Annotated in this window: 23 protein-coding genes and 2 pseudogenes; 14 read left to right on the top strand and 11 right to left on the bottom strand. The window is 60.7% G+C overall.

Features of this window, described 5'->3' with window-relative positions; all coding sequences use genetic code 11:
- Positions 1-13: 13 nt before the first annotated feature.
- The 3 genes from ACIPZ8_RS23535 to ACIPZ8_RS23525 form a co-directional block, all read right to left on the bottom strand.
- Positions 14-421 carry a DUF6375 family protein gene (locus ACIPZ8_RS23535; protein WP_400728250.1) on the bottom strand — a complete coding sequence of 136 codons (408 nt, stop codon included), beginning with the start codon at positions 419-421 and terminating at the stop codon, positions 14-16.
- Positions 418-1,335 carry a radical SAM protein gene (locus ACIPZ8_RS23530; RefSeq protein ID WP_400728247.1) on the bottom strand — a complete coding sequence of 306 codons (918 nt, stop codon included), beginning with the start codon at positions 1,333-1,335 and terminating at the stop codon, positions 418-420. The genes ACIPZ8_RS23535 and ACIPZ8_RS23530 overlap by 4 nt, the downstream gene beginning before the upstream one ends.
- Before the next feature lie 362 nt (positions 1,336-1,697).
- Positions 1,698-2,687, bottom strand: coding sequence for a DNA-binding protein (locus tag ACIPZ8_RS23525; protein ID WP_400728244.1), 990 nt, complete (start codon positions 2,685-2,687; stop codon positions 1,698-1,700).
- A gap of 87 nt (positions 2,688-2,774) precedes the next feature.
- On the opposite strand from ACIPZ8_RS23525, the pseudogene ACIPZ8_RS23520 reads away from it, so the two are divergent.
- Positions 2,775-3,059: pseudogene (locus ACIPZ8_RS23520) on the top strand (integrase); the annotation flags it as partial.
- A 92-nt stretch (positions 3,060-3,151) separates the two neighbouring features.
- Positions 3,152-4,138 carry a LysR family transcriptional regulator gene (locus ACIPZ8_RS23515; protein ID WP_400728241.1) on the top strand — a complete coding sequence of 329 codons (987 nt, stop codon included), beginning with the start codon at positions 3,152-3,154 and terminating at the stop codon, positions 4,136-4,138.
- A 19-nt stretch (positions 4,139-4,157) separates the two neighbouring features.
- Here ACIPZ8_RS23515 and ACIPZ8_RS23510 read toward each other — a convergent pair whose 3' ends face one another.
- Complete coding sequence (locus tag ACIPZ8_RS23510; RefSeq protein WP_400728238.1) at positions 4,158-4,619, bottom strand: RidA family protein; 462 nt, start codon at positions 4,617-4,619, stop codon at positions 4,158-4,160.
- A gap of 208 nt (positions 4,620-4,827) precedes the next feature.
- Between ACIPZ8_RS23510 and ACIPZ8_RS23505 the strand changes: the two genes are divergently transcribed.
- Both ACIPZ8_RS23505 and ACIPZ8_RS23500 read left to right on the top strand, forming a co-directional pair.
- Positions 4,828-5,514, top strand: a complete 687-nt coding sequence (locus ACIPZ8_RS23505) for a hydrolase (RefSeq protein ID WP_400728235.1) — start codon at positions 4,828-4,830, stop codon at positions 5,512-5,514.
- Between the two features lie 163 nt (positions 5,515-5,677).
- Positions 5,678-6,052: pseudogene (locus ACIPZ8_RS23500) on the top strand (helix-turn-helix domain-containing protein); the annotation flags it as partial.
- Between the two features lie 22 nt (positions 6,053-6,074).
- Here ACIPZ8_RS23500 and ACIPZ8_RS23495 read toward each other — a convergent pair.
- On the bottom strand, positions 6,075-6,308 hold the full coding sequence (locus ACIPZ8_RS23495) for a hypothetical protein (protein WP_400728232.1): 234 nt from the start codon (positions 6,306-6,308) through the stop codon (positions 6,075-6,077).
- A 160-nt stretch (positions 6,309-6,468) separates the two neighbouring features.
- Here ACIPZ8_RS23495 and ACIPZ8_RS23490 point away from each other — a divergent pair, with 160 nt between their 5' ends.
- The gene (locus ACIPZ8_RS23490) at positions 6,469-6,810 is read left to right on the top strand and encodes a hypothetical protein (protein ID WP_400728230.1); all 342 of its coding nucleotides are present in this window, start codon (positions 6,469-6,471) and stop codon (positions 6,808-6,810) included.
- A gap of 583 nt (positions 6,811-7,393) precedes the next feature.
- Here the strand turns inward: ACIPZ8_RS23490 and ACIPZ8_RS23485 are convergent.
- The 3 genes from ACIPZ8_RS23485 to ACIPZ8_RS23475 all read right to left on the bottom strand — a co-directional run bounded on the left by ACIPZ8_RS23485 (position 7,394) and on the right by ACIPZ8_RS23475 (position 11,437).
- Positions 7,394-8,764: an MFS family transporter gene (locus ACIPZ8_RS23485; protein WP_400728227.1), complete on the bottom strand. Its 1,371-nt coding sequence runs from the start codon at positions 8,762-8,764 to the stop codon at positions 7,394-7,396.
- A gap of 273 nt (positions 8,765-9,037) precedes the next feature.
- Positions 9,038-9,961 (bottom strand): LysR family transcriptional regulator, encoded by a 924-nt coding sequence (locus tag ACIPZ8_RS23480; protein WP_400728224.1) that lies wholly within the window; start codon positions 9,959-9,961, stop codon positions 9,038-9,040.
- A gap of 183 nt (positions 9,962-10,144) precedes the next feature.
- Positions 10,145-11,437 (bottom strand): dicarboxylate/amino acid:cation symporter, encoded by a 1,293-nt coding sequence (locus ACIPZ8_RS23475; RefSeq protein ID WP_400728222.1) that lies wholly within the window; start codon positions 11,435-11,437, stop codon positions 10,145-10,147.
- Positions 11,438-11,925: 488 nt separating this feature from the next.
- On the opposite strand from ACIPZ8_RS23475, the gene ACIPZ8_RS23470 reads away from it, so the two are divergent.
- From ACIPZ8_RS23470 to ACIPZ8_RS23430, 9 genes are all read left to right on the top strand, one after another.
- Positions 11,926-12,456 carry a thiamine pyrophosphate-binding protein gene (locus ACIPZ8_RS23470; RefSeq protein ID WP_047602690.1) on the top strand — a complete coding sequence of 177 codons (531 nt, stop codon included), beginning with the start codon at positions 11,926-11,928 and terminating at the stop codon, positions 12,454-12,456.
- On the top strand, positions 12,444-13,040 hold the full coding sequence (locus ACIPZ8_RS23465) for a thiamine pyrophosphate-dependent enzyme (protein WP_400728219.1): 597 nt from the start codon (positions 12,444-12,446) through the stop codon (positions 13,038-13,040). The genes ACIPZ8_RS23470 and ACIPZ8_RS23465 overlap by 13 nt, the downstream gene beginning before the upstream one ends.
- Before the next feature lie 71 nt (positions 13,041-13,111).
- Positions 13,112-14,275: an acyl-CoA dehydrogenase family protein gene (locus ACIPZ8_RS23460; protein ID WP_400728213.1), complete on the top strand. Its 1,164-nt coding sequence runs from the start codon at positions 13,112-13,114 to the stop codon at positions 14,273-14,275.
- 55 nt (positions 14,276-14,330) lie between these two features.
- Positions 14,331-15,527, top strand: a complete 1,197-nt coding sequence (locus ACIPZ8_RS23455) for a CaiB/BaiF CoA-transferase family protein (RefSeq protein WP_047602687.1) — start codon at positions 14,331-14,333, stop codon at positions 15,525-15,527.
- Positions 15,528-15,580: 53 nt separating this feature from the next.
- Complete coding sequence (locus ACIPZ8_RS23450; RefSeq protein WP_400728209.1) at positions 15,581-16,330, top strand: electron transfer flavoprotein subunit beta/FixA family protein; 750 nt, start codon at positions 15,581-15,583, stop codon at positions 16,328-16,330.
- Positions 16,330-17,259, top strand: a complete 930-nt coding sequence (locus ACIPZ8_RS23445; protein ID WP_400728206.1) for an electron transfer flavoprotein subunit alpha/FixB family protein — start codon at positions 16,330-16,332, stop codon at positions 17,257-17,259. Before ACIPZ8_RS23450 ends, ACIPZ8_RS23445 begins: the two co-directional genes overlap by 1 nt.
- Positions 17,260-17,271: 12 nt before the next feature.
- Positions 17,272-18,114 (top strand): MaoC family dehydratase N-terminal domain-containing protein, encoded by an 843-nt coding sequence (locus ACIPZ8_RS23440; RefSeq protein WP_400728204.1) that lies wholly within the window; start codon positions 17,272-17,274, stop codon positions 18,112-18,114.
- Positions 18,111-18,926, top strand: coding sequence for an HpcH/HpaI aldolase/citrate lyase family protein (locus ACIPZ8_RS23435; RefSeq protein ID WP_400728202.1), 816 nt, complete (start codon positions 18,111-18,113; stop codon positions 18,924-18,926). The genes ACIPZ8_RS23440 and ACIPZ8_RS23435 overlap by 4 nt, the downstream gene beginning before the upstream one ends.
- A 185-nt stretch (positions 18,927-19,111) precedes the next feature.
- Entirely contained in the window at positions 19,112-19,690 is a 579-nt protein-coding gene (locus tag ACIPZ8_RS23430) for a TetR/AcrR family transcriptional regulator (protein WP_400728199.1), read from the top strand.
- A gap of 253 nt (positions 19,691-19,943) precedes the next feature.
- Here the strand turns inward: ACIPZ8_RS23430 and ACIPZ8_RS23425 are convergent, their stop codons facing one another.
- The 3 genes from ACIPZ8_RS23425 to ACIPZ8_RS23415 all read right to left on the bottom strand — a co-directional run bounded on the left by ACIPZ8_RS23425 (position 19,944) and on the right by ACIPZ8_RS23415 (position 23,138).
- Positions 19,944-20,987, bottom strand: a complete 1,044-nt coding sequence (locus ACIPZ8_RS23425) for a hydroxyacid dehydrogenase (RefSeq protein ID WP_400728196.1) — start codon at positions 20,985-20,987, stop codon at positions 19,944-19,946.
- 12 nt (positions 20,988-20,999) lie between these two features.
- The gene (locus ACIPZ8_RS23420; protein WP_279839052.1) at positions 21,000-22,355 is read right to left on the bottom strand and encodes an MFS family transporter; all 1,356 of its coding nucleotides are present in this window, start codon (positions 22,353-22,355) and stop codon (positions 21,000-21,002) included.
- A gap of 126 nt (positions 22,356-22,481) precedes the next feature.
- Positions 22,482-23,138, bottom strand: coding sequence for an alpha/beta hydrolase (locus tag ACIPZ8_RS23415; RefSeq protein WP_400728192.1), 657 nt, complete (start codon positions 23,136-23,138; stop codon positions 22,482-22,484).
- Between the last annotated feature and the right edge of the window lie 27 nt (positions 23,139-23,165).

Here is a 23,165-nt window from a genome sequence, read left to right as displayed (position 1 = left end):
GGCGTTTTCCCTGTCAGCTGGCATCGGCAGAATCGGACGGATAGTCGTGCGCAGAGAAGACCTCAACCTTAGCCCCGGCCTCAATGAAGAGCTTCACGAATGCGGACACCTCCGCCTCGTCAGTCGTGACAGTGATTCTATCGCCCTCACGCGAGAGGTGATGATCGGATACCAACTGTCCGAGATCAGCCGGCCCTAAGGTGTTGAGGTTCAGACTGCACAGCAACGAGAGCATGTTATCTGAAAACTTCTGATTCTCAGGTTTAGCAAAATGGATGGAGTGGCTGTCGTCTTTAGCAGCCTGATCGCTGAGCTTGTCAATGTCCTTCTCGACCTTCTCGGCGTCTTGCGCTCGCTTGAACTTGCCGATGAGAACCAGGTTCATCGAATGCTCAGATCCGTATCCGTTCCAAATCTTCATGATCGCGTCTCTCCTTGGATCTCAATGGTATTTCTGAGTCGCTGAAGCGCTGACAGAACGCCCGCGTCTCCAATCTTCGCGCCGGCGGGCGAGTAAGAACTCGCGCGAAGCATGCCGGATGCATCTATATGCGCATAGGCCTGAAGGCCTCGTTCATCGGGAAGCGGGTCGCAGGTAGGCAGTCCTGAAGCCCCAGCCTCACTGACCGCAAGACGAACCTTACCTCTGTAGTTGGAGACCCAGTCCTGAAGGGCTCGGCCTACCACTTCATCCATGCTTGCGACCGCGGTTGTTGCTTGCTGAGGAAGCAACAGCAATTCGCTAGCTCCAACGTTTTGCGCCAGCTCACTCATCGCGTCAAGTTCCGCGACAGTGCGCTCGTTGACCACGACGTTGAGCCCAAAGGGCGACAAGGTTGCAACCGCCTCTATGCTTCTGAGCAAGCTGGAAAACTGCTTCCCACGCTGTTCTTCATAGGTGCGACCAATCCCGTCGACGCTGATACGTGCGAAGTGGATCGAGCCCTTGAGGCGCTCGACCAGCCGTGGCGTCAGGCGATGACCGTGAGTGGTAAATGTGACCGCGAGCTGAGTCTCCCCCGCAACCTGTTTGCATATGTCGATGAAGTCAGGGTGCAGCGTAGGCTCGCCGCCGCCAAATCCGACGCCGAGGCAACCCTCAGTATCCAGTTCTTTCAACCAGCCGAGCATCTGATCGGTATGCAGCGTCGCCTTGTGCTTCGGCGCGTAGCAGTATGCGCAGTGAAGGTCGCAGACATTGGTAAGTGCAATGGATACCTGGCGGGGGGATGTCGACCAAACTGCCTCTTCCGGGCGCAGCTCGTCCAGCAGGAGATTCAGGCCTGAAATTCGATCGAAAAAATGCACCCCGTTTGGGCCGTATCTGGATTTCATAAGGCATTATCACCGAAAGCAGTTCTAGCTTAAATGGGTGACCGACGCGAATGTACTATCGTTTTGTCACAGGTCTTGGCCTGGTCAAAGATGTTCACCCGCTGTACCTCAAACATTGCTATGACAGCTTCTAAACTCTCGCGACCGTTTTAATTCTCCGTCAAGAGCGCGTTCTTCACCGACCGGGTTCCTCCCACGGGGGCCTTATCCCTTGATGCGAGAGATCGTCGCCGCGCTGCCAGAAGGTAGCGACCTGCTGAAACGTGCGCAAAGTGCGCTGAGCGCCTCGGGCATGGTGTCGGGAGCGTATGGCTTTGCTGGACGGTATGGCGAGCGCAAGCCGCTGCCGCGGCTGGCGCCGGTCAAGAACGCTGACGCCGTTTCTGCTGCAGGGTATCGCGCAGCTGGCCTAACTGCAGGTCCAGGGTCTGCGCACGGGCTTCATGGGCTGCCGCGCAACGCTGCGCCTCCCCCCGTTCCACCTCCGCGCGCTGCAGACGGTCCTGCAAGGCCTGGCGTTGCTCGCCCGCTTGCTGGGCGGTGAGGCGTGCCTGATCCCGCTGTTCGGACAGTGCCACGCTCTGCGCCTGGGCCGTGCTGCGCTGTTCGCACGCTTCGGCCAGGGCCTTCTGCGCGACTGCCAGGGTCTGTTGCACCCCGTGCAACCGACCTTGGGTGTCCTTGAGTTGGGCGCTCAGGCCCTTGCTCTCTTCGCGGGCGCGATCAATCTCGCGATAGGCGCGGTCTTCGACATCGCGGGTATAGCGCTGTTGCTCAACACGCGCCTGCTCGGCCTGTTCGCGGCTGTCGTGCAACTGTTGCCGGAGCTCGGCCACCTGCGTCTGGGATTCGTCACGCTGCGTCTGCAGCGCGTCGCGTTGCCCGCGCAGGTCGTCGATTTGCGCCTGGCGCTGAACCAGCAGCTGTTCCAGATCGGCCAGGCGGGTTTCCACGCGTTGCCGTGTGGTGACTGCCTCAGCGGTCTGCTGCTGTGCCTGGACTACCTCCAGTCGGGCGCGGGCTTCCAGCGCTCCCAGTGCTTCGCGCTCCTCGGTGAGCACCTGCCGCTGGGTATCAAGAGCCTGCTCGGCGACACCTTGCGCCATCAGCGTGGCCTGCTGCCAGATGGCCACGAAGGCTTGCGCCACTTCCGCCGGCAAGCCGGGCAGTCGGGTTTCGCCGCGCAGGCGCCCGGCAAGCTGTTCCCACCACTGATCGAGCAAAGCACCGACCCGCGCCGGGCTGCCGCGCCCTAACTCCAGGCGTACCCTCTCCACCGTTGGCCGCTCTCCACGGGCTAGGACTGCGTCCGCCGCGGCATAAACATCGTTTTCTGGTACGCCTACTGCCATGCCCTACCCTCCACCCAGTTAGGTCTGATAATTAAATCTTATCCGACCTAATTCGATAAAAACCAAATTAATAATACGTTGAACGTAATAAATAATACAGTTGTGCCTGAAGGTACGGCGAAACTACCGCTGGCGCTGGATGCCTTGGCGCATGACGCCCGCGCGGCCGCCGAGGCGTTTATTGCCGCCGGGACCGCCGCAAATACCGTGCGCAGCTACCAGAGCGCCCTCGCCTACTGGTCTGCCTGGCTGCAATTGCGCTATGGTCGGACGCTCGGCGATGGGGAACTGCCGTCCGCGGTCGCCGTGCAGTTCTTCGTCGATCATCTGGCTCGGCCCGAAGTAGACGGCGGCTGGAGTCACCTGTTACCGCTGGACATGTCAACATCCTGATGCACACTGCTTAACCGCCCGATCTTGGTTGGCCAGATTGCTTCTCGTATCATCAGCCCTTTCGATCTGGAATGATTTACGTGAAGCCGTCACCTGGAAGTGCCCAGCCCATCACTGCGAATGCCAAAACCCCAACGTGGGGTTTCGGCGAAGCGGTCAGCCAGCTTTCCTGGGACGACTTGCGGATCATCAAAACGCTGAGTGACTGTGGCAACCGAGCCGCCACAGCGAAGAGGCTCGGCATCAATGTGTCCACGGTCTCGCGCCGTGTCGCGCAGGTTGAGAAGACACTTGGCGTCGCACTTTTCGATCATCGCAAGGCGGGGTATCTGTTGACTGCCGAAGGTGCAGAGCTGCGTGCACTGGCCGAGCGCGTTGAACTGGACATCGTCAGTGTCACCCGCAGAGTGTCTCGTGCCGGCCAGGGCCCCCTGGGGAAACTGCGAATCACCACCAGCGACTCGCTGCTGCTGTACTTTCTCACGCCGATCATCGCGGACTTCAAAGCCCTTAATGAGGGCATCACCATTGAAGTGCTGGTCGGCAACCAGACGTTGAGCCTGGCGAGGGACGAGTCGGACATCGCGATACGTGCGACGAAAAAACCGACAGATACTCTTGTGGGTCGCAAGCTCGCCAACATTGCCTGGGCGCCATATGGCAGCGTCAAGCAGGCAGCGATTGCCGATCCTTTCGCTGAGGGCCAGTCCTGGGTGTCCTACTCCGGAGGCCTGTGCGGATTGAAGGCAACGAGCTACGTCGAATGTCGAGTGCCCCCGGAGCACATTTCCTACCGCACCGATTCCGTGGCGGCAGCCAGCGCTGCTATTGCGGCAGGCCTGGGTTATGGCTTCCTCCCCTGCATGCTGGGCGACATTACCCCAGGATTGGTTCGGGTCGGCTCCGTAGTGCAGGAGCTTCAGGATGAGCTGTGGCTGCTTACCCACCAGGACATCAGAAAATCCTGGCGGGTGAAAGCATTCATGACGTTCTGCGCCGCTGCCGTGGCCGACCTCAAACCGCTGGTCGAAGGTCAGCAGCCCAACCCGGCTTCTTAGTCGAAACCGGGAAAGCCGGTCACTTGGCTTGGGCGCCGATCACAGCACGGCACACAATCTCGATCAACTGGGGACGCTGGGCGAGCCGCGACACACCGATGATGTTGCTGGCCGCCTGTGGGCGCTCGGTGCCATAGGCCTCCTTGCGCACCTTGCCGACAACGGCAAAGGCCGCGTCCATGTCCAACACATACAGCGTCTCTTCAACGACATCCTGCATCGTGGCGCCATACAGGGCCAACAACTTGGCAATATTGTCGTAGGAAACCCGCATCTGTTCGCCCATCGACGAGAAATCGCTTGGACGACCGTCAGCATCCAGTGGCGCCGGCGCTACCAGGTTGCCCTCTTCGTCGTGATTGAACTGGCCCGAGATGAAGATCTCGCTCCCAACTCGCCGTGCCTGCGGGTAGCCATAGCCCTCCTCCCATGAAACGCCCCAGTAGGCGGTGTCGTCGTTGAAAGGTCGTGAAGCGGCCATTGGATTCTCCTTGGCGAAAAATGGATCGACGTGATCCGACTGGCCGAGATCCTAGCATCGGATCGGACGCTATCTGCGGTGCATTAATGCGACTCCAAGGGCGCAAAAGTGCGCCACAGCTTCGCTCAGGGGTTCGCTATCTTGTGCTGGCACTCGGCGACGACCCGCCGAGCAAGCTCTCACCACCGTTCAGCAAAAGGGAAGAACAATGAGCAATCCACACACTGAAGTCCTGACCCCGCTCAACAGCCAACTGATCTTCATTGATCAGCAACCGCAAATGGCTTTTGGCGTGCAGAGCATTGACCGGCAGACGCTGAAGAACAACACCGTCGGCCTGGCTAAAGCAGCCAAGATCTTCAATGTGCCCACCGTCTTCACCACGGTCGAGACCGAGAGTTTCTCCGGGCATACCTACCCCGAACTGCTGGCGGTCTTCCCTGACGCTCCGTTGCTTGAGCGCACGTCCATGAACTCCTGGGACGATCAGAAAGTGCGCGACGCACTGAAGAAGAACGGTCGAAACAAGATCATCGTTTCGGGCCTGTGGACTGAGGTCTGCAACACCACCTTCGCACTGTCCGCCATGCACGATGCAGGCTATGAGATCTACATGGTTGCCGACGCTTCCGGGGGCACGACCAAGGAGGCCCACGACTACGCCATGCAGCGCATGATCCAGGCTGGGGTGGTGCCGGTGACCTGGCAACAGGTGCTGCTGGAGTGGCAGCGCGACTGGAAGAATCGCGGCACCTACAATGCCGTCATGGAACTGGTCAAGGAACATTCCGGCGCCTACGGCATGGGCGTCGACTACGCGTACACCATGGTGCACAAAGCGCCAGAGCGTGTTCAGCACGGCCCCACCCTGGCACCTGTGGCCGCATCTATCTGAGGCATCAGCCCTGCCTTGGTTTCTGATCAACAAGCGGGGCTGGCACAATCTGATCCGGGTGACCAATCGTGACGGGAGTGTTCTGAAGCCTCAGCAGAGGCTTCACCGAACCGTGCTGCCCGGATCAAACTATCTGCAGGTTTTTCAGGATGAATTGATCCCCATGAACAGTGCTAACGGCATCGTTATAGTCACCGTCGCAATTCAGTCGACGGGGCGGCTCAAACCCTGGCAAGTCACCACGGCCAAGCAGATGATGCTGGATCATCTGGATACCGGTATATCTGTCACCGCACTTGCCGAAGCATGCGGTCTGTCACGTAGTCATTTCTCGCGAATGTTCAAAGAATCCACTCAGGTCTCTCCGCAACAGTGGTTGCGTGAGCAGCGGCTCAGGAAGAGCAAAGAACTGCTGGAGGCATCGACGATGATGCTCGCAGAGATCGCCCTTGAGTGCGGCTTCTACGATCAGCCACATTTCTGCCGGACGTTTATGAGATCCGAAGGAACGACGCCCCAGGCATGGCAACAGCAGGCCAATTTAACTGGTAGAGCGGATCCTAGCCTTGCCCTACCAAGCAGCCACCACCTGCACCTTCCTGATTATTCCGACTTGCACAGTCATACTCGGCCTCAGCCCGCGTGGGATAGTTGAAAGCTAGCCGTGTTTTGCCATGGGTATCATAGAGATCGTACCCAGCACCTAGGGCAGCCGGGACGCCAATACGCCGAGGAAATTGCTCTTTCTCTTGTGGCATGGCGGGGATTACAACAAAGCGTGTCTGCATGACCATCCCTCTTCGTAGCAGTCCTTTAGTATTAGTCCGGCCCTGTGAAAGCATCAAGGCAACTGGTAGCTGCTACGACCTTGAAATGCCCCGAGATGATTGAGAGCCCCGATGCAGTCGAAACGGGCTAGGCTGTTCCTGATGGAGATGTAATCAGGAGGCAAGGATGCGACATCGTGGAACAGTATTTTGGGCTTGGGCCGATCCGAGCCTGCAGCACCATTCCCATGAGGAAATGCTCGTGGACGGAGCGAGACTGGATGTCCAAGTGAGGCTTTCCCGCACCGGCGACACACAGTTGTTCATTGGGATTTATGAGCGCTCTGGCCTGGCCCGGATTGAAGAAGCCTATGCCAAGCGGCCTGGCGAGACAGTTACGCGGGCGATGGTATGGGGCGCAGGCAGAGGACGAGCCTTGGCTGAGATTGGGATGGAGTGCAGTGGAGCAAGCTCCCGCCAGAAGGTGAAAGAGGTGGATGCCCATGGCAAATCAGATTGCAGAGCTTGATGCGCACCTGGAGCTTCTTACCCAGGTAGCCGACGAGCTTGAACGGCAAGTAGCGCCCTGCCCCACTACTCGACCGATGCTGATCGCGTGGTTGACTGAGTGGATTCGAAGCCCTGAAGCGTTGGGCGAGATCAGGCGTGAGCTTCCTCGCCTCCCCCATGTGTTGAAGTCGGCGTACAGCGATTGGAATCACCTGAGGGGCGGCCAGTAAGTCGCCGCTACCAACTGCTTAGACCAAGCTTTACGCTAACTGCCGTACAGCAGACTGCTGATTGGTCGCAAGGCATCGAGCACGTCCCACACCCCACGCCAGGGCTTGAGTCATTGACTCACCAGGACACGAAGCGAAGGCTTCTTCATGCAGTACCATCCCCGTCCCGGCATACACCCCGACGAACATGTAAGGCGGAACCCTCGTATCCGTACATCATCTCCGCACAAGGTGAGGAGCTCGCATGCATTGCCGACTGCGGGTACTTCCTGATGTGTTCGAACCCGCAGCTGACCTGGCAGCACATGCAGTACCGGGTAGTGTGATCGTGAAGATATCTGGGCAGCCGGCAGCGGCTGCCCGGGCAGGGGCTCAGCCGCTTGCGCTTGAGTAGGCCTGGCCGCCGCGCAGGCCGGTGTTCTCCTCAACCGCGCCGGTGCCGTCAAGGTAGCCATGCTTACGCAAGTCAGGCATAAGCACGGCAGCCAACAGGGTGATGGCGCTCATGGCCGCCACATAGTAGTAGAAGTACGACTCCACTCCCGCGCCGCGCAATGACAGCGCGACGTACTCGGCCGTGCCCCCACATAGCGCATTGCCCAAAGCATAAGGTAAGCCTACCCCCAGCGCGCGCACAGTGGCGGGATACAGGTCAGCCTTGAGCACGCCGGTCACTGGCGTGTAGAACGCTGCAATCAGCAGCCCGAGCATCACCAGCGCAAAGGCCTCGTACGGGTTGCTAACGCTTTTGAGGCCCGTGAGCAACGGCACGATCAACACGCTCGACAGCAGGCCGAAAGCAATCATGCTGTTACGTGAGCCGATCCGGTCAGCCATCATCCCGAAAACCGGCTGCAGGCACATGAACACCACCAGCGCGGCTGTCATGATAAAGCTGACCTTCGAGGGGTCGAAGCCGGCCGACACCACCAGGTATTTCTGCATATAGGTGGAGAATGTGTAGAAGTGCAGCGAGCAACCGGCCGTGATGGCAATGGTCAGCACCACCGCTTTCTTGTGTTTCATCAGCGCCTTGATCGAGCCGGCTTCCTTGTGCTTAGCCCCCTGGGCATGGGCGGTCTCAAGCATCGAGCGGCGCAGGTACACCACTACCAGTGCGCTGACCGCACCGATGAAGAACGGAATCCTCCAGCCCCAGGCCTTTAGCTCCTCGATTGGCAGCACATTTTGCAGCACCACCACCGTCAGAAGCGCGAGCAACTGGCCGGCGATGATGGTGAAGTACTGGAATGAACCAAAGAAGCAGCGCTTGCCCTTGCGGGAAATTTCGCTGATGTAGGTGGCCCCGGTGCCATATTCAGCACCGACCGAGAGCCCCTGCATCAAGCGGGCTACCAGCAGCAGCACCGGAGCTGCCATGCCGATGGACTCATAAGTGGGCAGTACGGCGATCATCAGCGAGCCGCCACACATCAGGAACACAGAGATGATCATGGAGAACTTGCGACCACGGGTGTCGGCCAGGTAGCCGAAAATCCACCCGCCTAACGGGCGCATGAAGAAGCCTACGGCGAAGATTCCGGCGGTCGCCAGTAACTGCGTAGTCTGGTCGCCTTGGGGGAAGAACAGGGCTGCGAAGTAGATCGAGGTGTAGGCGTAGATGAAGAAGTCGTACCACTCCACCAGGTTGCCGGAGCAGGCGCCGAGAATGGCGCGAATTCGTTGGCGGTTGGTCAGGTTGTGTATATCAGGCGCAGCGGGATTGTTATTGTTGGCGTGCATGGGATAACTCCAGATCTAGGGCAAACGCAAGGCAGGAACGACAGCGTTGGTTTACGTTCGATTGATCGGCTTGGAGTCGTGGTGGGAAAAATCGGGCGGCAAAACGCAAGGCGATGAAACGCGCATCATGGGGGTACCTTCTGGGATCTATTATTTTACAAGTCAGCGGAAGCGCACTGACTTTTATTCCCGAGCAAAGCTACGCCCTCACCTGAATAGCGGCCAGACCAGCTACCCTCTAGCAGTTATGCCTCAATTGAATAGCTGGCGGTGTCAGAGCATATGCCCAGCCCAGATACCTTCGGCCACCAGCTCCGAGGCAATGTCGACGAAAGTCTGGCCGACATAGCGGGTAGCCGGGCTCACCTGGCGATCGGCCGGCAGCACCAACACCAGTTTTCGCATGGGCGTGGGATCAACCAGCGGAGCGGCGCACAGTGTGCCGTCGTTCAGGCGGGAATAAATCGACGCCAAAGGCAACGCGGTGTAGCCAAAACCGTTGCGCACTAGGTCGATCATTGCGCCGAATGAATCCGCCTCGACGCTAGTGGTGATCTTGAAGCCGCGCTCCAGGGCACATTGGTCCATGATCTTGCGTAGCCCGTGACGGGGGCTGGGTAAGACCATCGGTTCACTAGCCAACTGTGCGAAAGGGACCGCCGTATCTAGATTCAGCCCAGAATCGGGAGGGCCAACCAGCACCAGGTTTTCCATCATCACCGGTTCGATGCGCAGTGTATGCAGGGGCTGCGGATCGTAGGAGATGGCCAGTTCCAGTTCGCCCCGCTGCAACCAGTCCAGCAGATAGCCACTGAATGCCGATGAAAAGCGGATGGAGAGATCCGGGTGGGTATCGCTGATGCGCTTGACCAGCGGAACCGTGACGATCTCGGCGATCGTCGGCGTGGTACCGATGGCGACCATGCCGCGGAAGGCCGCACGCCCGCCGGCTACCGAGGTCCGAATGGACTCCAGCTCGTTCATGATGCGGGTGGCCCGCTCAAGTACCTCCAGCCCTGCCGCAGTGATTTCCATGCCACGGCCGTGGCGCTCGAACAGGTAGACACCCAGTTCCTTTTCCAACTGCCGGATCTGCCGACTCAGTGCCGGTTGCGCCACGTGCAGGCGATCCGACGCCTTGCTCAAACTGCCAAGCTCCGCCACGTGGATCAGGGTTTTGAGTTGCGTTACGTCCATCGATCAACCAATTGCAGGGAAGGGAGTGCCGCTGGAGCGGCGTATTTGACAGTCTAAAGACGGCCTCGGGCACCAGCTATAGCATTTGAGCATAGCAGTTAGAACCCATTTGGTAGGTAGCGAGCTAGCCCCGGGATGAGGCCAGCCTAGATGGGTACTTTAATGGTGAGGCAAGCGTTGACCTTAAACCGTTGGCCGTTCTGCACTCGAGACAGTGGCGCGCGGGGTTGCCGACTGCATGTCCGGCTCCTGCAACTCCCCTTCCCACTTGGCCACCACCGCGGTGGCGATCGAGTTACCCACGGCGTTGGTGGCCGAACGTCCCATGTCGAGGAAGGTGTCGATGCCCAGAATCAGCAGCAGCCCCGCTTCGGGAATATCGAATTGAACAAGCGTCGCGGCAATCACCACCAACGATGCCCGAGGCACCCCTGCTAGCCCCTTGGAGGTCAGCATCAAGGTCAGCAGCATCAGGATCTGCGTGCCGATTGTCATGTCGATACCGTACGCCTGGGCAATGAACAGCACGGCAAAGGTGCAGTACATCATCGAGCCGTCGAGGTTGAAGGAGTAACCCATGGGCATCACGAAGCTGGAAATCTTGCGGCTGACCCCAAAGCGGTCCAGCGCCGCGAGGAGTTTCGGGTAGGCCGATTCGGAACTGGCTGTGGCGAACGCCAGCAGAAACGCCTCCTTGATGAGGGCCAGCAAGGCGAACACCCTCCGGCCCAGGAACATCGCCCCAGCCAGGACCAGCAACACCCACAGTAAGACCAAGCCCAGATAGAAGTCGCGCATGAACACGGCGAACGTGGCCAGGATCGACAAGCCATTGACCGCCACCGTGGCAGCCATCGCCGCCATGACAGCCAACGGCGCGAGCTTCATGACGTAGCCGGTGATGAGCAGCATGGCCTGGGCCAGCTCATCGGCCAAGCGTACCAGGCCCTTGGCTTTTTCCCCCAGCGCCGCTAGGGCGACCCCAAAGAACAATGAGAACACCACGATTTGCAGGATCTCGTTGTTGGCCAAGGCCTCGGCGAACGACCTGGGTACCAGGTGGGTGACAAAGGCCTTGAGGGTAAAGGCCGAGGTCTGCAGCGAAGTGGTTTCACTGGCATCCGGCAAGGGCAGCGCCAGGTGCAGCCCCGGCTGCAGGATATTGGCCATCATCAGACCGACCGCCAGCGACAGCAATGAGGCCGTCAAGAACCACATCATGGCCTTGCCGAACACCCGGCCTACCGCACCGGCATCGCCCATGTGGGCGATGCCCACCACCAAGGTGGAAAAGACCAGAGGCCCGATCAGCATCTTGATCAGCCTCAGGAACACGTCCGAGATCACCGAGATGTACCCGGCGGTATGGGCGGCTGCAGCTTTGTCCGGGCTGGTGAGAAAAATGACGTAGCCGACCACCACGCCGAGAAACATGGCCAGCAGTATCCAGCCCGCTAACGGTAGTTTGAGTCTCATTGAGCACCTGTATTCAAACAATAGGATCCGTCACCGCCTGAGCAGTGCATTACGGAGCGAAATAGGACAGTGCAAGGTGCCGGAACCGGCAGGGCGAGGATGGCGTGTCGGCCAATGGCGGCTCAGCAGTGAGCCACCCGGCGAGTGTGCGCAGGTAACGAAGCATCATGGATAACCCTCGATCTTATTGTTGTTTTGATTCGACAGCGGCACTGCCGCAACCGAGTAAACAACCTAACGTCTTCGCCTGCCGCCCATAAGCGCTGCACGTGTCTATCAGCTATGCCCGCTTTCTATAGAGGCAGCCTCCCCTGCGCGAGCCATGCCTGACTTTATGCGGCAGCGGGTCGCGCCGAAGGCTGACCCGCCATCCCATGGGCCAACCTATGCCGACCCGGCATATCTCAAAGAAAAAAACGGTAGTCGTCGTGCACAGCAACTCCCCCCATCATGTGGAAAAACAAAAGCAGCACTGCCGGGAGATACCCATGTCATCGCAAGAAGCTGAACAGAACTGGCAAGAGGACGTGTTCCGTGTCCTCAAGGCCCATGACGTCAAGCACGTCGTGTTCGTCCCGGATGCCGGCCACTCGGCGGCCATCCGCATGTCCTACGCCGACCCGGATATCAAGGCCGTTGTGCTCACCACCGAAGAAGAAGGCATCGGTTACCTGGCCGGCGCCTGGCTGGGCGGCGAACGCGGCGCTCTGCTGATGCAGTCAAGCGGCGTCGGCAACTGCATCAACACCCTTGCCCTGCAGAACTGCGCCGGTTTCCCGCTCTTGATGGTGGTGACCATGCGCGGCGACTGGGCCGAGTTCAATGCCTGGCAGAACCCCATGGGCCAAGCCACCGAAGCCTCCCTGAACCTGATGAAGGTGATGACTTGGCGCGCTGACAAGCCTGAGGATGTGGCGCCCCTTCTCCATGGTGCCGCCACCATGGCCTTCAATGGCGATGCCGCCACTGCCCTGCTGCTCGGCCAGCGTCTAATCGGAGAAAAGAAATGGGTCAAGTAAGCGCCAACCACGTGCTCTGCCGCCGTGAAGTCGTCCGTACCCTGCTCGCCGATCGCAACGATGTGCTCGTGGTCACCGGCCTGGGCTCGGCCTCCTATGATGTGATGGCCGCGGGCGATCACGACAACAACTACTACCTCTGGGCTGCCATGGGCAGCGCCATTACCGTGGGTCTGGGCCTGGCCAATGCGCAGCCGGACAAAAGCGTGGTGGTGGTCACCGGTGACGGCGAGCTGCTGATGGGTTTTGGCGCCCTGGCCACGGTTGCCCTGCAGCAGCCCAAGAACCTGACCATCGTGGTGCTGGATAACGGCCACTTCGGTGAGACCGGCATGCAGGTCAGCCACGCCGGGTTCGGCATCCAGCTGGACCGGGTCGCCGACACCTGCGGTTTTGCCTGGACTGAGGAAATCCGTGAGATGGAAGGCGTGCATGCCTTGCGCGAGCGTTTCGCCAACCGTGATGGCGTCAAGCTGGCGACGGTGAAAATCAAGGCCGAGAACCCGCCCCGCGTACTGCCGCCACGCGATGGTTATTACATCAAGAACCGTTTCCGCGCTGCCCTGGGCTTCCAGCCTATCTGACCGTGTTAAAGGGCCGGCCGGCGGCCGAACCACGATGACGCTGCCGGCCCGGCCCACCCTGGAGAATGATGATGCACGACAACAACAACGAAGAACTCAAGGCCATTCGTGAGGGTGTGCGCGCCCTGTGTGGCGACTTCCCGGCCGAATACTGGCGCAAGATCGACGAGGAAAAGGGCTTCCCTGAAGCCTTCGTCAAGGCGATGACCGACGAGGGTTGGCTGTCGGCGATGATTCCCGAGGAGTTCGGCGGTTCCGGCCTGGGCCTGGCCGAGGCTTCGGTAATTCTTGAAGAGGTCAATGCCTGCGGCGGCAACTCTGGCACCATCCACGGCCAGATGTACAACATGTTTACCTTGCTGCGTAACGGCAGCGACGAGCAGAAGCGCTATTACCTGCCCAAGCTGGCCAGCGGCGAACTGCGCCTGCAATCGATGGCCGTTACCGAGCCGTCCACCGGTACCGACACCACCAAAATCAAGACCACCGCCGTTCGCCAGGGCGACAAGTATGTGGTCAATGGTCAAAAGGTGTGGATCTCGCGTGTGCAGCACTCCGACCTGATGATCCTGCTGGCACGTACCACCCCGCTCGCCGAGGTGACGAAAAAGGTCGATGGCATGTCGATCTTCCTGGTCGACCTGCGTGAGGCCATCGGCAATGGCCTGACCGTACAACCGATCGCCAACCTGGTGAACCACGAGACCAACGAGCTGTTCTTCGACAACCTGGAAATCCCGGCCAGTAGCCTGATTGGTGAAGAAGGCAAAGGCTTCCGCTACATCCTCGACGGCCTCAACGCAGAGCGCACCCTTATTGCCGCCGAGTGCATCGGCGATGGCCGCTGGTTTGTCGAGAAAGCCAGCCAGTACGCCCGTGATCGCGAGGTGTTCGGCCGGCCGATCGGCAAGAACCAGGGCGTGCAGTTCCCCATCGCCGAGGCGCATATCGAGATCGAAGCCGCCGACCTGATGCGCTGGCGCGCCTGCGCCGAATACGACAGCGGGCGCAACGCCGGGGCCGCCGCCAACATGGCCAAGTACCTCGCCGCCAAGGCCAGCTGGGAGGCGGCCAACGCCTGCCTGCAGACCCACGGCGGCTTCGGATTTGCCAACGAATACGACGTCGAGCGCAAGTTCCGCGAAACCCGCCTGTACCAGGTCGCGCCGATCTCGACCAACCTGATCCTGTCCTACGTAGCCGAACACCTCCTGGAGTTGCCACGTTCGTTCTGATCCGGACCGCCCCCGTTAACCACGGGGGCCTGCCATAACAAGAGAGACAACCAGCATGAGCCAGCCCATCCGCCCCCTCGACGGCATTACCGTCATCAGCCTCGAACACGCTATCGCGGCGCCCTTCTGCACCCGTCAGTTGGCCGACCTGGGCGCCCGGGTCATTAAGGTGGAACGCCCTGGCAGTGGCGACTTCGCCCGGGGCTACGACCAGCGGGTCAACGGTCTGGCCTCGCATTTCGTGTGGACCAACCGCTCCAAAGAAAGCCTGGCCCTGGACCTCAAGCAGGAAATCGCCGGCGATATTCTCGACCAACTGTTAGAGCAGGCCGATGTGTTGGTACAGAACCTGGCACCGGGCGCGGCCGCACGCCTGGGATTGAGCTTCGAGGCACTGCACGCACGATTCCCGCGGCTGATCGTATGCGATATTTCCGGCTACGGCGCGGGCGGCCCTTATGAACAGAAAAAAGCCTACGACCTGCTGATCCAGAGCGAAGGCGGCTTCCTGTCGGTCACCGGCGGGCCGGGGGAAGACGGGATGGCCAAGGCCGGCAACTCGATCGCTGATATCGCCGCTGGCATGTATGCCTATACCGGTATCCTCTCGGCGGTCTTGTTGCGGGAAAAGACCGGCATCGGCAGCCAGGTGGAAGTGTCCATGCTCGAGGCCTTGGTGGAGTGGATGAACTACCCGCTCTACTACGCCTACGAAGGTGCCGCACCACCGCCACGTGCCGGCGCGGCGCACGCCACCATCTATCCGTACGGCCCGTTTCCGGTGGGTGACGGGAGCACCGTCATGCTTGGCCTGCAGAACGAGCGGGAGTGGCAGCTTTTCTGTGAACAGGTGCTGCAGCAACCAGAACTGGCCAGTGATGACCGCTTCAGCGCCAACTTCAAGCGCGTGACCAATCGCGATGCGCTGCGTGGACTGATCGTCGAGGCATTTGCTGCGCTGGACTTCGACACGGTAATCGGGCGCCTCGATGGGGCAAGCATCGCCAATGCCAAGGTCAATGACATGCAGGGTGTCTGGGCCCATCCGCAACTGCAGGCCCGCGACCGCTGGCGGCGGATCGACACCGCCGCCGGTTCAGTACCCAGCCTGTTGCCGCCCGCCACAAGCAACGCCTATGCACCGCGCATGGACCCGGTCCCCGCGCTGGGCCAGCACAGCGAAAGCATCCTTACCGGGCTCGGACTGCCCCTTGAACGTATTCAGCAACTGCGCGCTTCAGGGGTCATCTGACCCCTCTTTTTTCACGCCCGTTGCCATCGCTTAAACACAGAGTATCCCTGCCTATGAAAGTGCTCGTCGCAATCAAACGAGTGGTCGACTACAACGTCAAGGTTCGCGTCAAGGCGGACAACTCCGGCGTCGACCTTGCTAATGTCAAGATGTCCATGAACCCCTTCTGCGAAATTGCCGTGGAAGAAGCCGTACGCCTGAAGGAGAAAGGTGTGGCGAGCGAGATCGTGGTCGTTTCCGTCGGCCTGACCACCGCCCAGGAGCAACTGCGTACCGCCCTGGCCCTGGGTGCCGACCGCGCCATCCTGGTCGAAGCCGCTGACGAACTGAGCTCCCTGGCCGTCGCCAAGGCACTTAAAGCCGTTGTCGACAAAGAGCAGCCGCAGTTGGTCATCCTCGGCAAACAGGCCATCGACAGTGACAACAACCAGACCGGCCAGATGCTGGCCGCGCTGACCGGCTACGCCCAGGGCACCTTCGCTTCCAAGGTCATCGTGGCTGGCGACAAGCTGAACGTCACCCGTGAAATCGATGGCGGCCTGCAGACCGTAGCGCTGAACCTGCCAGCCATCGTCACCACCGACCTGCGCCTGAACGAGCCACGCTACGCGTCGCTGCCGAATATCATGAAGGCCAAGAAGAAGCCGCTGGAAACTGTGACTCCAGACGCGTTGGGCGTTTCCCTCGCCTCCACCAACAAAACCTTGAAAGTTGAAGCCCCAGCAGCCCGCAGCGCTGGCATCAAGGTCAAATCGGTGGCCGAACTGGTCGAAAAGCTGAAGAACGAAGCGAAGGTGATCTGATGAGCATTCTGGTAGTTGCTGAACACGACAATCGCACCCTCGCCGGCCCTACCCTGCACACCCTGGCCGCCGCTCGCCAGATCGGCGCTGACATCGTGGTGCTCGTAGCCGGACTGGACGCAGCCGGTGTGGCGTTTGCCGCCGCGCAATGCGCTGGGGTGACCAAAGTGCTGCTGGCTGACGATGCCGCCTACGCCCATCAGCTTCCGGAAAACGTGGCCCCCTTGGTGGCCAACCTGGGTCGCGACTTCAGCCATGTGCTGGCCCCGGCCACCAGCAACGGTAAGAACCTCCTGCCGCGGGTAGCTGCGCTGCTGGATGTCGACCAGATCTCCGAGATCATTTCGGTCGAATCCGCTGACACCTTCAAGCGTCCGATCTACGCCGGTAACGCCATTGCCACCGTCCAATCCAGCGCTGCGGTAAAAGTCATTACCGTGCGCTCCACCGGCTTTGAAGCGGTACCGGCAGAAGGCGGCCGTGCGCCAATCGAGGCCCTGGGTGGCGCTACAGATGCAGGTTTGTCGGCATTTGTCGGCGAAGAACTGGCCACGTCCGACCGCCCCGAGCTGACCGCCGCCAAGATCGTGGTGTCGGGCGGTCGTGGCATGGGCAACGGTGAAAACTTCAGCCACCTGTATAGCCTGGCCGACAAGCTCGGCGCTGCGGTTGGCGCTTCGCGCGCAGCGGTAGACGCAGGCTTCGTGCCCAACGACATGCAGGTCGGTCAGACTGGCAAGATCGTCGCGCCGCAGTTGTACATCGCCGTAGGTATCTCCGGCGCTATTCAGCACCTGGCCGGCATGAAGGACTCCAAGGTCATTGTCGCGATCAACAAGGATGAAGAAGCACCTATCTTCCAGGTAGCTGATTACGGTTTGGTCGGCGACCTGTTCGAGATCGTACCGGAACTGACTTCGACGCTGTAAGGACAATAAAAAATGAGCACACCTGCACCCCAAACGTGGATCGGCCGCAGCGAGACCGTCCATGACTGCATCAGCCATAACCTGGTCAGACGCATTGCCGCCACCTTTAGCGAGCCAGCCCCCGCGCCTGGTGATGCCTTGCCAGCGCTCTGGCACTGGGCGTTTTTCCAGGAGCCTGTAGAAGCGGCCGGCCTGGGGGCCGACGGCCATCCCGCGCGGGGCGGCTTTCTGCCGCCGGCGGACAATCGCAACCGCATGTGGGCCGGGGGGCGCTTGGAGTTTATCCGCCCGCTGCGGGTCGATGCCCAGGTATCGCGCCGCTCGACCATCCTCAATGTCGAGGAGAAGCACGGGCGCACCGGCTCCCTGATGTTCGTCACCGTGCAGCATGAATATGTGCAGGACGGGCAGCGAGCACTGGTTGAAGAGCAGGACATCGTCTACCGCGAGCCCTCACCGCCCAAGCTTGGCGGCACCGAGCCGATGCCCCACGGCGATTGGAGCGAAAGCGTGCAGCCAGATCCGACGCTACTGTTCCGCTATTCGGCGGTGACCTTCAACGGACATCGTATCCATTACGACTGGCCATACGTCACCGAAACCGAGGGGTACCCGGGCCTGGTGGTCCACGGCCCCCTGATCGCTACCCTGAACCTGCGCGCCTTCGTGCGCGCGAACCCGCAACTGAACGTCCGCCGCTTCAGCTATCGCGGTGTGCGCCCGCTGATCTGCCCGGATGCGTTCCAAGTCGGCGGGCGGTTGACCGGTGACGGTAAGGCGCAGGTCTGGGCGGGCAATCAGGCCGGTCAGGCGCAGGTTGGCGAAATCGAATTCGCCCAGGGGGGACGCCCATGAACGCCGAGATCGTACGCAGCGCGCTGTTCGTGCCGGCTACCCGCCCAGAGCGCATACCCAAGGCATTGGTCAGTGGCGCAGATCGAGTCATCGTTGACCTTGAGGATGCCGTTGAAGAGGCGCTGAAGGAACAGGCGCGCGACAACCTCGAGCAGTTTCTCAGCGATCAACCCCAGGCCCGAGTGCTTGTGCGCGTCAACGCGCCGGGCCACTGGGCCCATGAGGCCGACCTGGCGCTGTGTCAGCGCCACACCGGCGTCATTGGCATCCTGCTGCCGAAAGCGGAAACCGCCGGCCAGATCGAACGTGCCCATGCCACTGGCAAAGCGGTATGGCCAATCATTGAAAGTGCCAAGGGCCTTGCCGCGCTGCCCCTCCTGGCGGCGGCGCCAGGCGTCGACCGTCTGTCGTTCGGCAGCCTGGACCTGGGCCTGGACCTCGGTCTGAACACTGGCAGTGCCGCTGCCGAACAGGTACTGGACCATGCCCGCTATGCGGTGCTGCTGCACAGCCGTGTCGCCGGGCTTGCCGCGCCGCTGGACGGCGTGTTCCCTGCCATTCAGGACACCGACGGGCTGCAGCGCCAAGTGCGTTTTGCCCGGGACATGGGCTTTGCCGGCGCTCTGTGCATCCATCCTGGCCAGGTCAACGTGATTCACGCCGCGCTCAAGCCCTCGGCTGCCGAGCTGGACTGGGCGCAGCGGGTGGTTGACCAAGCTGAAACTGGCGCCGGCGTATTCACCCTCGATGGCCAGATGGTCGACGCCCCCGTGATCCTTCGCGCCCGGGCCATGCTGCTCCGAGTCGGCTGAAGCCTCCGCTATCGCTCCCGGCACCGCACACCACCTCTGTTCTGACGCGCAGCGGTGAGCGGTACCGGGGGCACTTATCCAGAGAGGTGCCCCCATGTGTCTGCTCACTGGTACATCCCGGCCCCGGCGCCACTGCAAACGCCTGCTCTGCCGGGTACTGCGCGCACTTTCGAGGTTGCCGGCCTATGCTTGAAGCCGCCCGTGACTGTCCCTCCTCCCTGACCCAGGCTGCAACCGAACTGATGGTCGAGATTGGCTATACCGCCATGACCATGAGAAAGCTGGCCCTGCGCGTCGGCATTCTTCCCGGCAGCCTTTACCATCACGTCGATTGCAAACAGGATCTGCTGCTCAATGTAGTGCTCGACATCATCGAACGCCGCAAGCAGGCCTGGGAAAACGGCGCCCAACCTCAAGATCTGCATGCTTATGTGCGTTTTGCGCTGGCACGGCAAGTGGCCCTTCCCCAAGAGGAGATGGTCCTTCGTCACGAAGTCAGGCACCTGGACGACCGCCACCGGCTCTGGCTGGAGCGGGCAATGGGGCAACTGGCCGAGCCACTCCGCCAGATTATCGAGGGGGGGGGCGCTATGGGCCTGTACCGCGTGAGCGACCCTACCCGAACTGCCGTTGCCATCTTGGCTATCATCGAGAGCAGCAACAGTCTGCGGGTTGGCAATACGGCCTTCGATGAAAGTTGGATCGAGCAGCACATCTTGCGGATGTGCAATGCTTTGCTGAAGCCCGAGCAATGCCCCGCCTGACAAACTGCCTTGAATGTGCGCCCGCCATGACCTTGCCGGCGGCGCTGCCTACCTGAATCACAATGTCCTAAGACCTCTCTGGCGGCCTTATCGCGGGCTGTCGCTAGCCCCCACAAATGAAGTGCCAGCTCCGGGCTCGCCGGATACCTGTGGAAGCTAGCGACAGCCCGTGATAAGGCCATAAGAGGGACACCAAGGTGGGGAGGACATGCTCTGGCGGATCAGCGCCCACCAGAGCCAGCTTCAAGCGGCATCAGGTATCGCGATGGTTCTTGGCCTGCAGCCGTTGCCGGAACGCTTCAAACGCCTGCGGATTGACCATGCGTGGCCCCGGCTCCCCGCGCAGCAACTGCAGAATCTGCTCTGCCGCCCACGCGCCCATGCGCTTGCGGGCCTCACGCGTGACGCCTGCGGTGTGATACAGGCCGACCACATTTTCAAGGCCAAGCAGAGGATGATCCAACGCAGGCGGCTCTTGGTCCCAAACGTCGATTCCCGCAGCGCCAAGATGGCCGCAGGCCAACGCGTCATAAAGTGCGACCTCGTCATGCAAGCCGCCACGTGCAGTATTGATGAATACAGCCCCTTTGTGCATCGCTGCGAAAGCCGACGCGTTCATGAGGTTCAAGGTCGAAGCCAGACGTGGGCAATGCAGCGAGACTACATCACTGTGCTGTAACAGGCTCTGCAACGTGCAACTGGTAGCGCCCCGCTGGCCGATCTGTTCCGCGCTCAGCAGGGGATCATGGGCCAGGACCTGCATGCCCAGGGCCTGGGCTATGCGTGCGACACGTGTACCAATCTCACCGATACCGATGAGACCCAAGCTTTTGCCGCACAACTCGCTACCCATCAGATCTTCGCGAGAAAACCCGCGATCCCGGCGCAGGCGCCGGTCCGATTCGCTGATCCGCCGCGCGCAATCGAGCATCAACCCCACCGTGGCCTCGGCCACCGACTGGGCGTTGGCGCCCGATTGGTTGACGACCAGGACACCCGCGTGGGTACAAGCTTCGACATCCACTGTGTCAAAGCCTGCACCATTGGTCGAGACACAGAGCAGGTCAGGCAACTGGCGGAGCAGCGCCTCGGTGACACACCACTGCCGCGGGAGCTCGTCCCGCGCCGAGGGTACCTGGTACACCTGGCAGTTACGCAGCGCCTGCAAGATGACGGCAGGCGGCTGGTCACGTGCGACAGTCTGCAGCACGACATCGGGCGAAGTTTCGAGGATCTGAGCCATCACCGGGTGATACCAGACGTCGAAGCGCACGATCTTCTTCCTTTCAGTAGTCATGCTTGCCTTGCCTCAATGGCTGGGGTGAGTAGGCAGGGATTTGCGCCCCATGAACTTGCGTACGCCGATGTTCTCTTCGACCTTGCCGTCCCCATCGAGATAACCGTGTTTGCCAAGATCTGGCATCAGCAGGGCCGACACCAGGGTGATGGCGCCGATCGCGGCCACGTACAGGTAGAAGTACTGTTCCATTCCCACAGAGCGGAAGGACAGCGCCACATACTCGGCCGAACCGCCGAACATCGCGGCCCCTACTGCGTAAGGTAGGCCCACACCCAGCGCGCGCACAGTCGGCGGATAGAAGTCGGCCTTAAGCACACCGGTGACCGGTGTATAGAAGGCTGCGATCAGCAACCCGGCGAGCACCAGCCCAAAGGCTGCGAGCGGGTCTTGCACTGTCTTGATCGCAGACAGCAACGGGATTACCAGGAAGGTCGATAGCAGGCCGAACAAGATCATGTTGCGGCGCACGCCGATTTTATCAGCGAGCATGCCGAACACCGGCTGGGCCAGCATGAAGATCACCAATGCACAAGCCATGATGATGCTCACCGTGGGGGCCGGGATGCCGACACTCACTACCAGGAACTTCTGCATGTAAGCGGTAAAGGTATAGAAGTACAGCGAGCAGCCAATGGTGATGGTGAACGTGAGCAGTACCGCGCGACGGTGTTGCATCAGGCCTCGGAGCGAGCCAGATTCCTTGCTCTTCATTCCTTCTTCAGTGGCTGTCTCGCGCATGGTACGGCGCAGGATCACCACCACGATCGAAGCCAGCGCGCCAATCAGGAACGGCACCCGCCAGCCCCAAGCCTTGAGGTCCTGCTCCGACAGCACCAGTTGCAGCACCGCAACGGTCAGCAGCGCCAGCAGTTGCCCGGCAATGATCGTCATGTACTGGAACGAGCCGTAGAACGATCGCCGCCCGGCACGGGATACCTCGCTGATGTAGGTGGCGCCGGTGCCGTACTCGGCGCCCACCGACAACCCCTGCATCAGCCGTGCGATCACCAGCAGAACCGGCGCTGCGACACCTACCGTGGCATAAGTGGGCATGACCGCGATCATCAGCGAGCCACCGCACATCATGAACACCGAGATGATCATCGAGATCTTGCGCCCACGGGTATCGGCGATGTAGCCGAAAATCCAGCCACCCAGCGGGCGCATAAAGAAGCCGACAGCAAAGATACCGGCCGTGGCCAGCAGTTGGCTGGTCTGGTCGCCAGCGGGGAAGAACAGTGATGCGAAATAGATCGACGTGTAGGCGTAGATGAAGAAGTCGTACCACTCCACCAAGTTGCCGGAACACACACCCACAATTGCGGTTGTGCGCTCTTTGCGCGTCAACGGACGTGCCGTGCTCATGTCTGCATTCATGATCGCTTACCCTTGTTGTTATTGTTTTGCCAACTCGGGTACAGCTTTGCATAGCGTCGTTTTGGGGGAAGAGGGGCCACAGGTCTAACAGCTATGCCTGACAGGCATGGCCGTCTAGGCTGGGCGTTCGGGCCCTTTGTCCTGCAGGTAGCGGCAGACTTCTTCTCCGACCCGGCTCAGGCAGCCTTTGAAAAAGTGGTCGGCGCCGGCGTATACCGATACGCGGCGGTGTTCGCCAGCGGCCCAGTCCATTAGGCTGACCAGGGGCGCCATCTGGTCATACCCGCCGTGCACCAGCAGGCAATCGTCGGGCAGGTCCGGCGCCGGGTAATGGCGGCCCCCTGGTACATCGCCGACCGGCAGCCCCAGCAGGGCCAAGGCGTCAAACTCTCCTGCCGCTACGCTGACCAGCCGGGCGAACACATAGGCGCCAAAGGAGAAGCCGATCAAGGCGATGGGCAGCCCTGGCATGATTCCCGCCATGTGCTTGAGCACCACCTGGCTGTCCGTAGTCTCGCCGATGCCGCCATCATGACTGCCCTCGCTTAACCCCACGCCGCGAAAACTCGGCCGCACCACCAGCCAGCCGCTGGCACACAACTGTCTGGCAAGGGTCACTGGCACGATGTGCCGAGGGCTGCCGCCCAACAACGGCTGCGGATGGCTGACGATAACCACCCCTTTCGGTGAAGTTGATGGATGGTCGAGCAGCAAGTGGAGCTTGCCCACCGGGCCATCGATTAGTAGTTCTTCACGGTCCAATTGTGACATTGCAATTGACTCCTTGATGGTTGGCGC

Origin of the sequence: Pseudomonas sp. NPDC089422, from assembly GCF_044749405.1 — a bacterium.
GTDB lineage: Bacteria > Pseudomonadota > Gammaproteobacteria > Pseudomonadales > Pseudomonadaceae > Aquipseudomonas.
This window is presented reverse-complemented; position numbering and strand designations above follow the sequence as displayed.

Excerpts from the sequence above, each read along its gene's own strand:
- ACIPZ8_RS23535 (WP_400728250.1), bottom strand. The coding sequence starts at position 421 with ATGAAGATTTGGAACGGATACGGATCTGAGCATTCGATGAACCTGGTT.
- ACIPZ8_RS23530 (WP_400728247.1), bottom strand. The coding sequence starts at position 1,335 with ATGAAATCCAGATACGGCCCAAACGGGGTGCATTTTTTCGATCGAATT.
- ACIPZ8_RS23525 (WP_400728244.1), bottom strand. The coding sequence starts at position 2,687 with ATGGCAGTAGGCGTACCAGAAAACGATGTTTATGCCGCGGCGGACGCA.
- ACIPZ8_RS23515 (WP_400728241.1), top strand. The coding sequence starts at position 3,152 with ATGATTTACGTGAAGCCGTCACCTGGAAGTGCCCAGCCCATCACTGCG.
- ACIPZ8_RS23510 (WP_400728238.1), bottom strand. The coding sequence starts at position 4,619 with ATGGCCGCTTCACGACCTTTCAACGACGACACCGCCTACTGGGGCGTT.
- ACIPZ8_RS23505 (WP_400728235.1), top strand. The coding sequence starts at position 4,828 with ATGAGCAATCCACACACTGAAGTCCTGACCCCGCTCAACAGCCAACTG.
- ACIPZ8_RS23495 (WP_400728232.1), bottom strand. The coding sequence starts at position 6,308 with ATGGTCATGCAGACACGCTTTGTTGTAATCCCCGCCATGCCACAAGAG.
- ACIPZ8_RS23490 (WP_400728230.1), top strand. The coding sequence starts at position 6,469 with ATGCGACATCGTGGAACAGTATTTTGGGCTTGGGCCGATCCGAGCCTG.
- ACIPZ8_RS23485 (WP_400728227.1), bottom strand. The coding sequence starts at position 8,764 with ATGCACGCCAACAATAACAATCCCGCTGCGCCTGATATACACAACCTG.
- ACIPZ8_RS23480 (WP_400728224.1), bottom strand. The coding sequence starts at position 9,961 with ATGGACGTAACGCAACTCAAAACCCTGATCCACGTGGCGGAGCTTGGC.
- ACIPZ8_RS23475 (WP_400728222.1), bottom strand. The coding sequence starts at position 11,437 with ATGAGACTCAAACTACCGTTAGCGGGCTGGATACTGCTGGCCATGTTT.
- ACIPZ8_RS23470 (WP_047602690.1), top strand. The coding sequence starts at position 11,926 with ATGTCATCGCAAGAAGCTGAACAGAACTGGCAAGAGGACGTGTTCCGT.
- ACIPZ8_RS23465 (WP_400728219.1), top strand. The coding sequence starts at position 12,444 with ATGGGTCAAGTAAGCGCCAACCACGTGCTCTGCCGCCGTGAAGTCGTC.
- ACIPZ8_RS23460 (WP_400728213.1), top strand. The coding sequence starts at position 13,112 with ATGCACGACAACAACAACGAAGAACTCAAGGCCATTCGTGAGGGTGTG.
- ACIPZ8_RS23455 (WP_047602687.1), top strand. The coding sequence starts at position 14,331 with ATGAGCCAGCCCATCCGCCCCCTCGACGGCATTACCGTCATCAGCCTC.
- ACIPZ8_RS23450 (WP_400728209.1), top strand. The coding sequence starts at position 15,581 with ATGAAAGTGCTCGTCGCAATCAAACGAGTGGTCGACTACAACGTCAAG.
- ACIPZ8_RS23445 (WP_400728206.1), top strand. The coding sequence starts at position 16,330 with ATGAGCATTCTGGTAGTTGCTGAACACGACAATCGCACCCTCGCCGGC.
- ACIPZ8_RS23440 (WP_400728204.1), top strand. The coding sequence starts at position 17,272 with ATGAGCACACCTGCACCCCAAACGTGGATCGGCCGCAGCGAGACCGTC.
- ACIPZ8_RS23435 (WP_400728202.1), top strand. The coding sequence starts at position 18,111 with ATGAACGCCGAGATCGTACGCAGCGCGCTGTTCGTGCCGGCTACCCGC.
- ACIPZ8_RS23430 (WP_400728199.1), top strand. The coding sequence starts at position 19,112 with ATGCTTGAAGCCGCCCGTGACTGTCCCTCCTCCCTGACCCAGGCTGCA.
- ACIPZ8_RS23425 (WP_400728196.1), bottom strand. The coding sequence starts at position 20,987 with ATGACTACTGAAAGGAAGAAGATCGTGCGCTTCGACGTCTGGTATCAC.
- ACIPZ8_RS23420 (WP_279839052.1), bottom strand. The coding sequence starts at position 22,355 with ATGAGCACGGCACGTCCGTTGACGCGCAAAGAGCGCACAACCGCAATT.
- ACIPZ8_RS23415 (WP_400728192.1), bottom strand. The coding sequence starts at position 23,138 with ATGTCACAATTGGACCGTGAAGAACTACTAATCGATGGCCCGGTGGGC.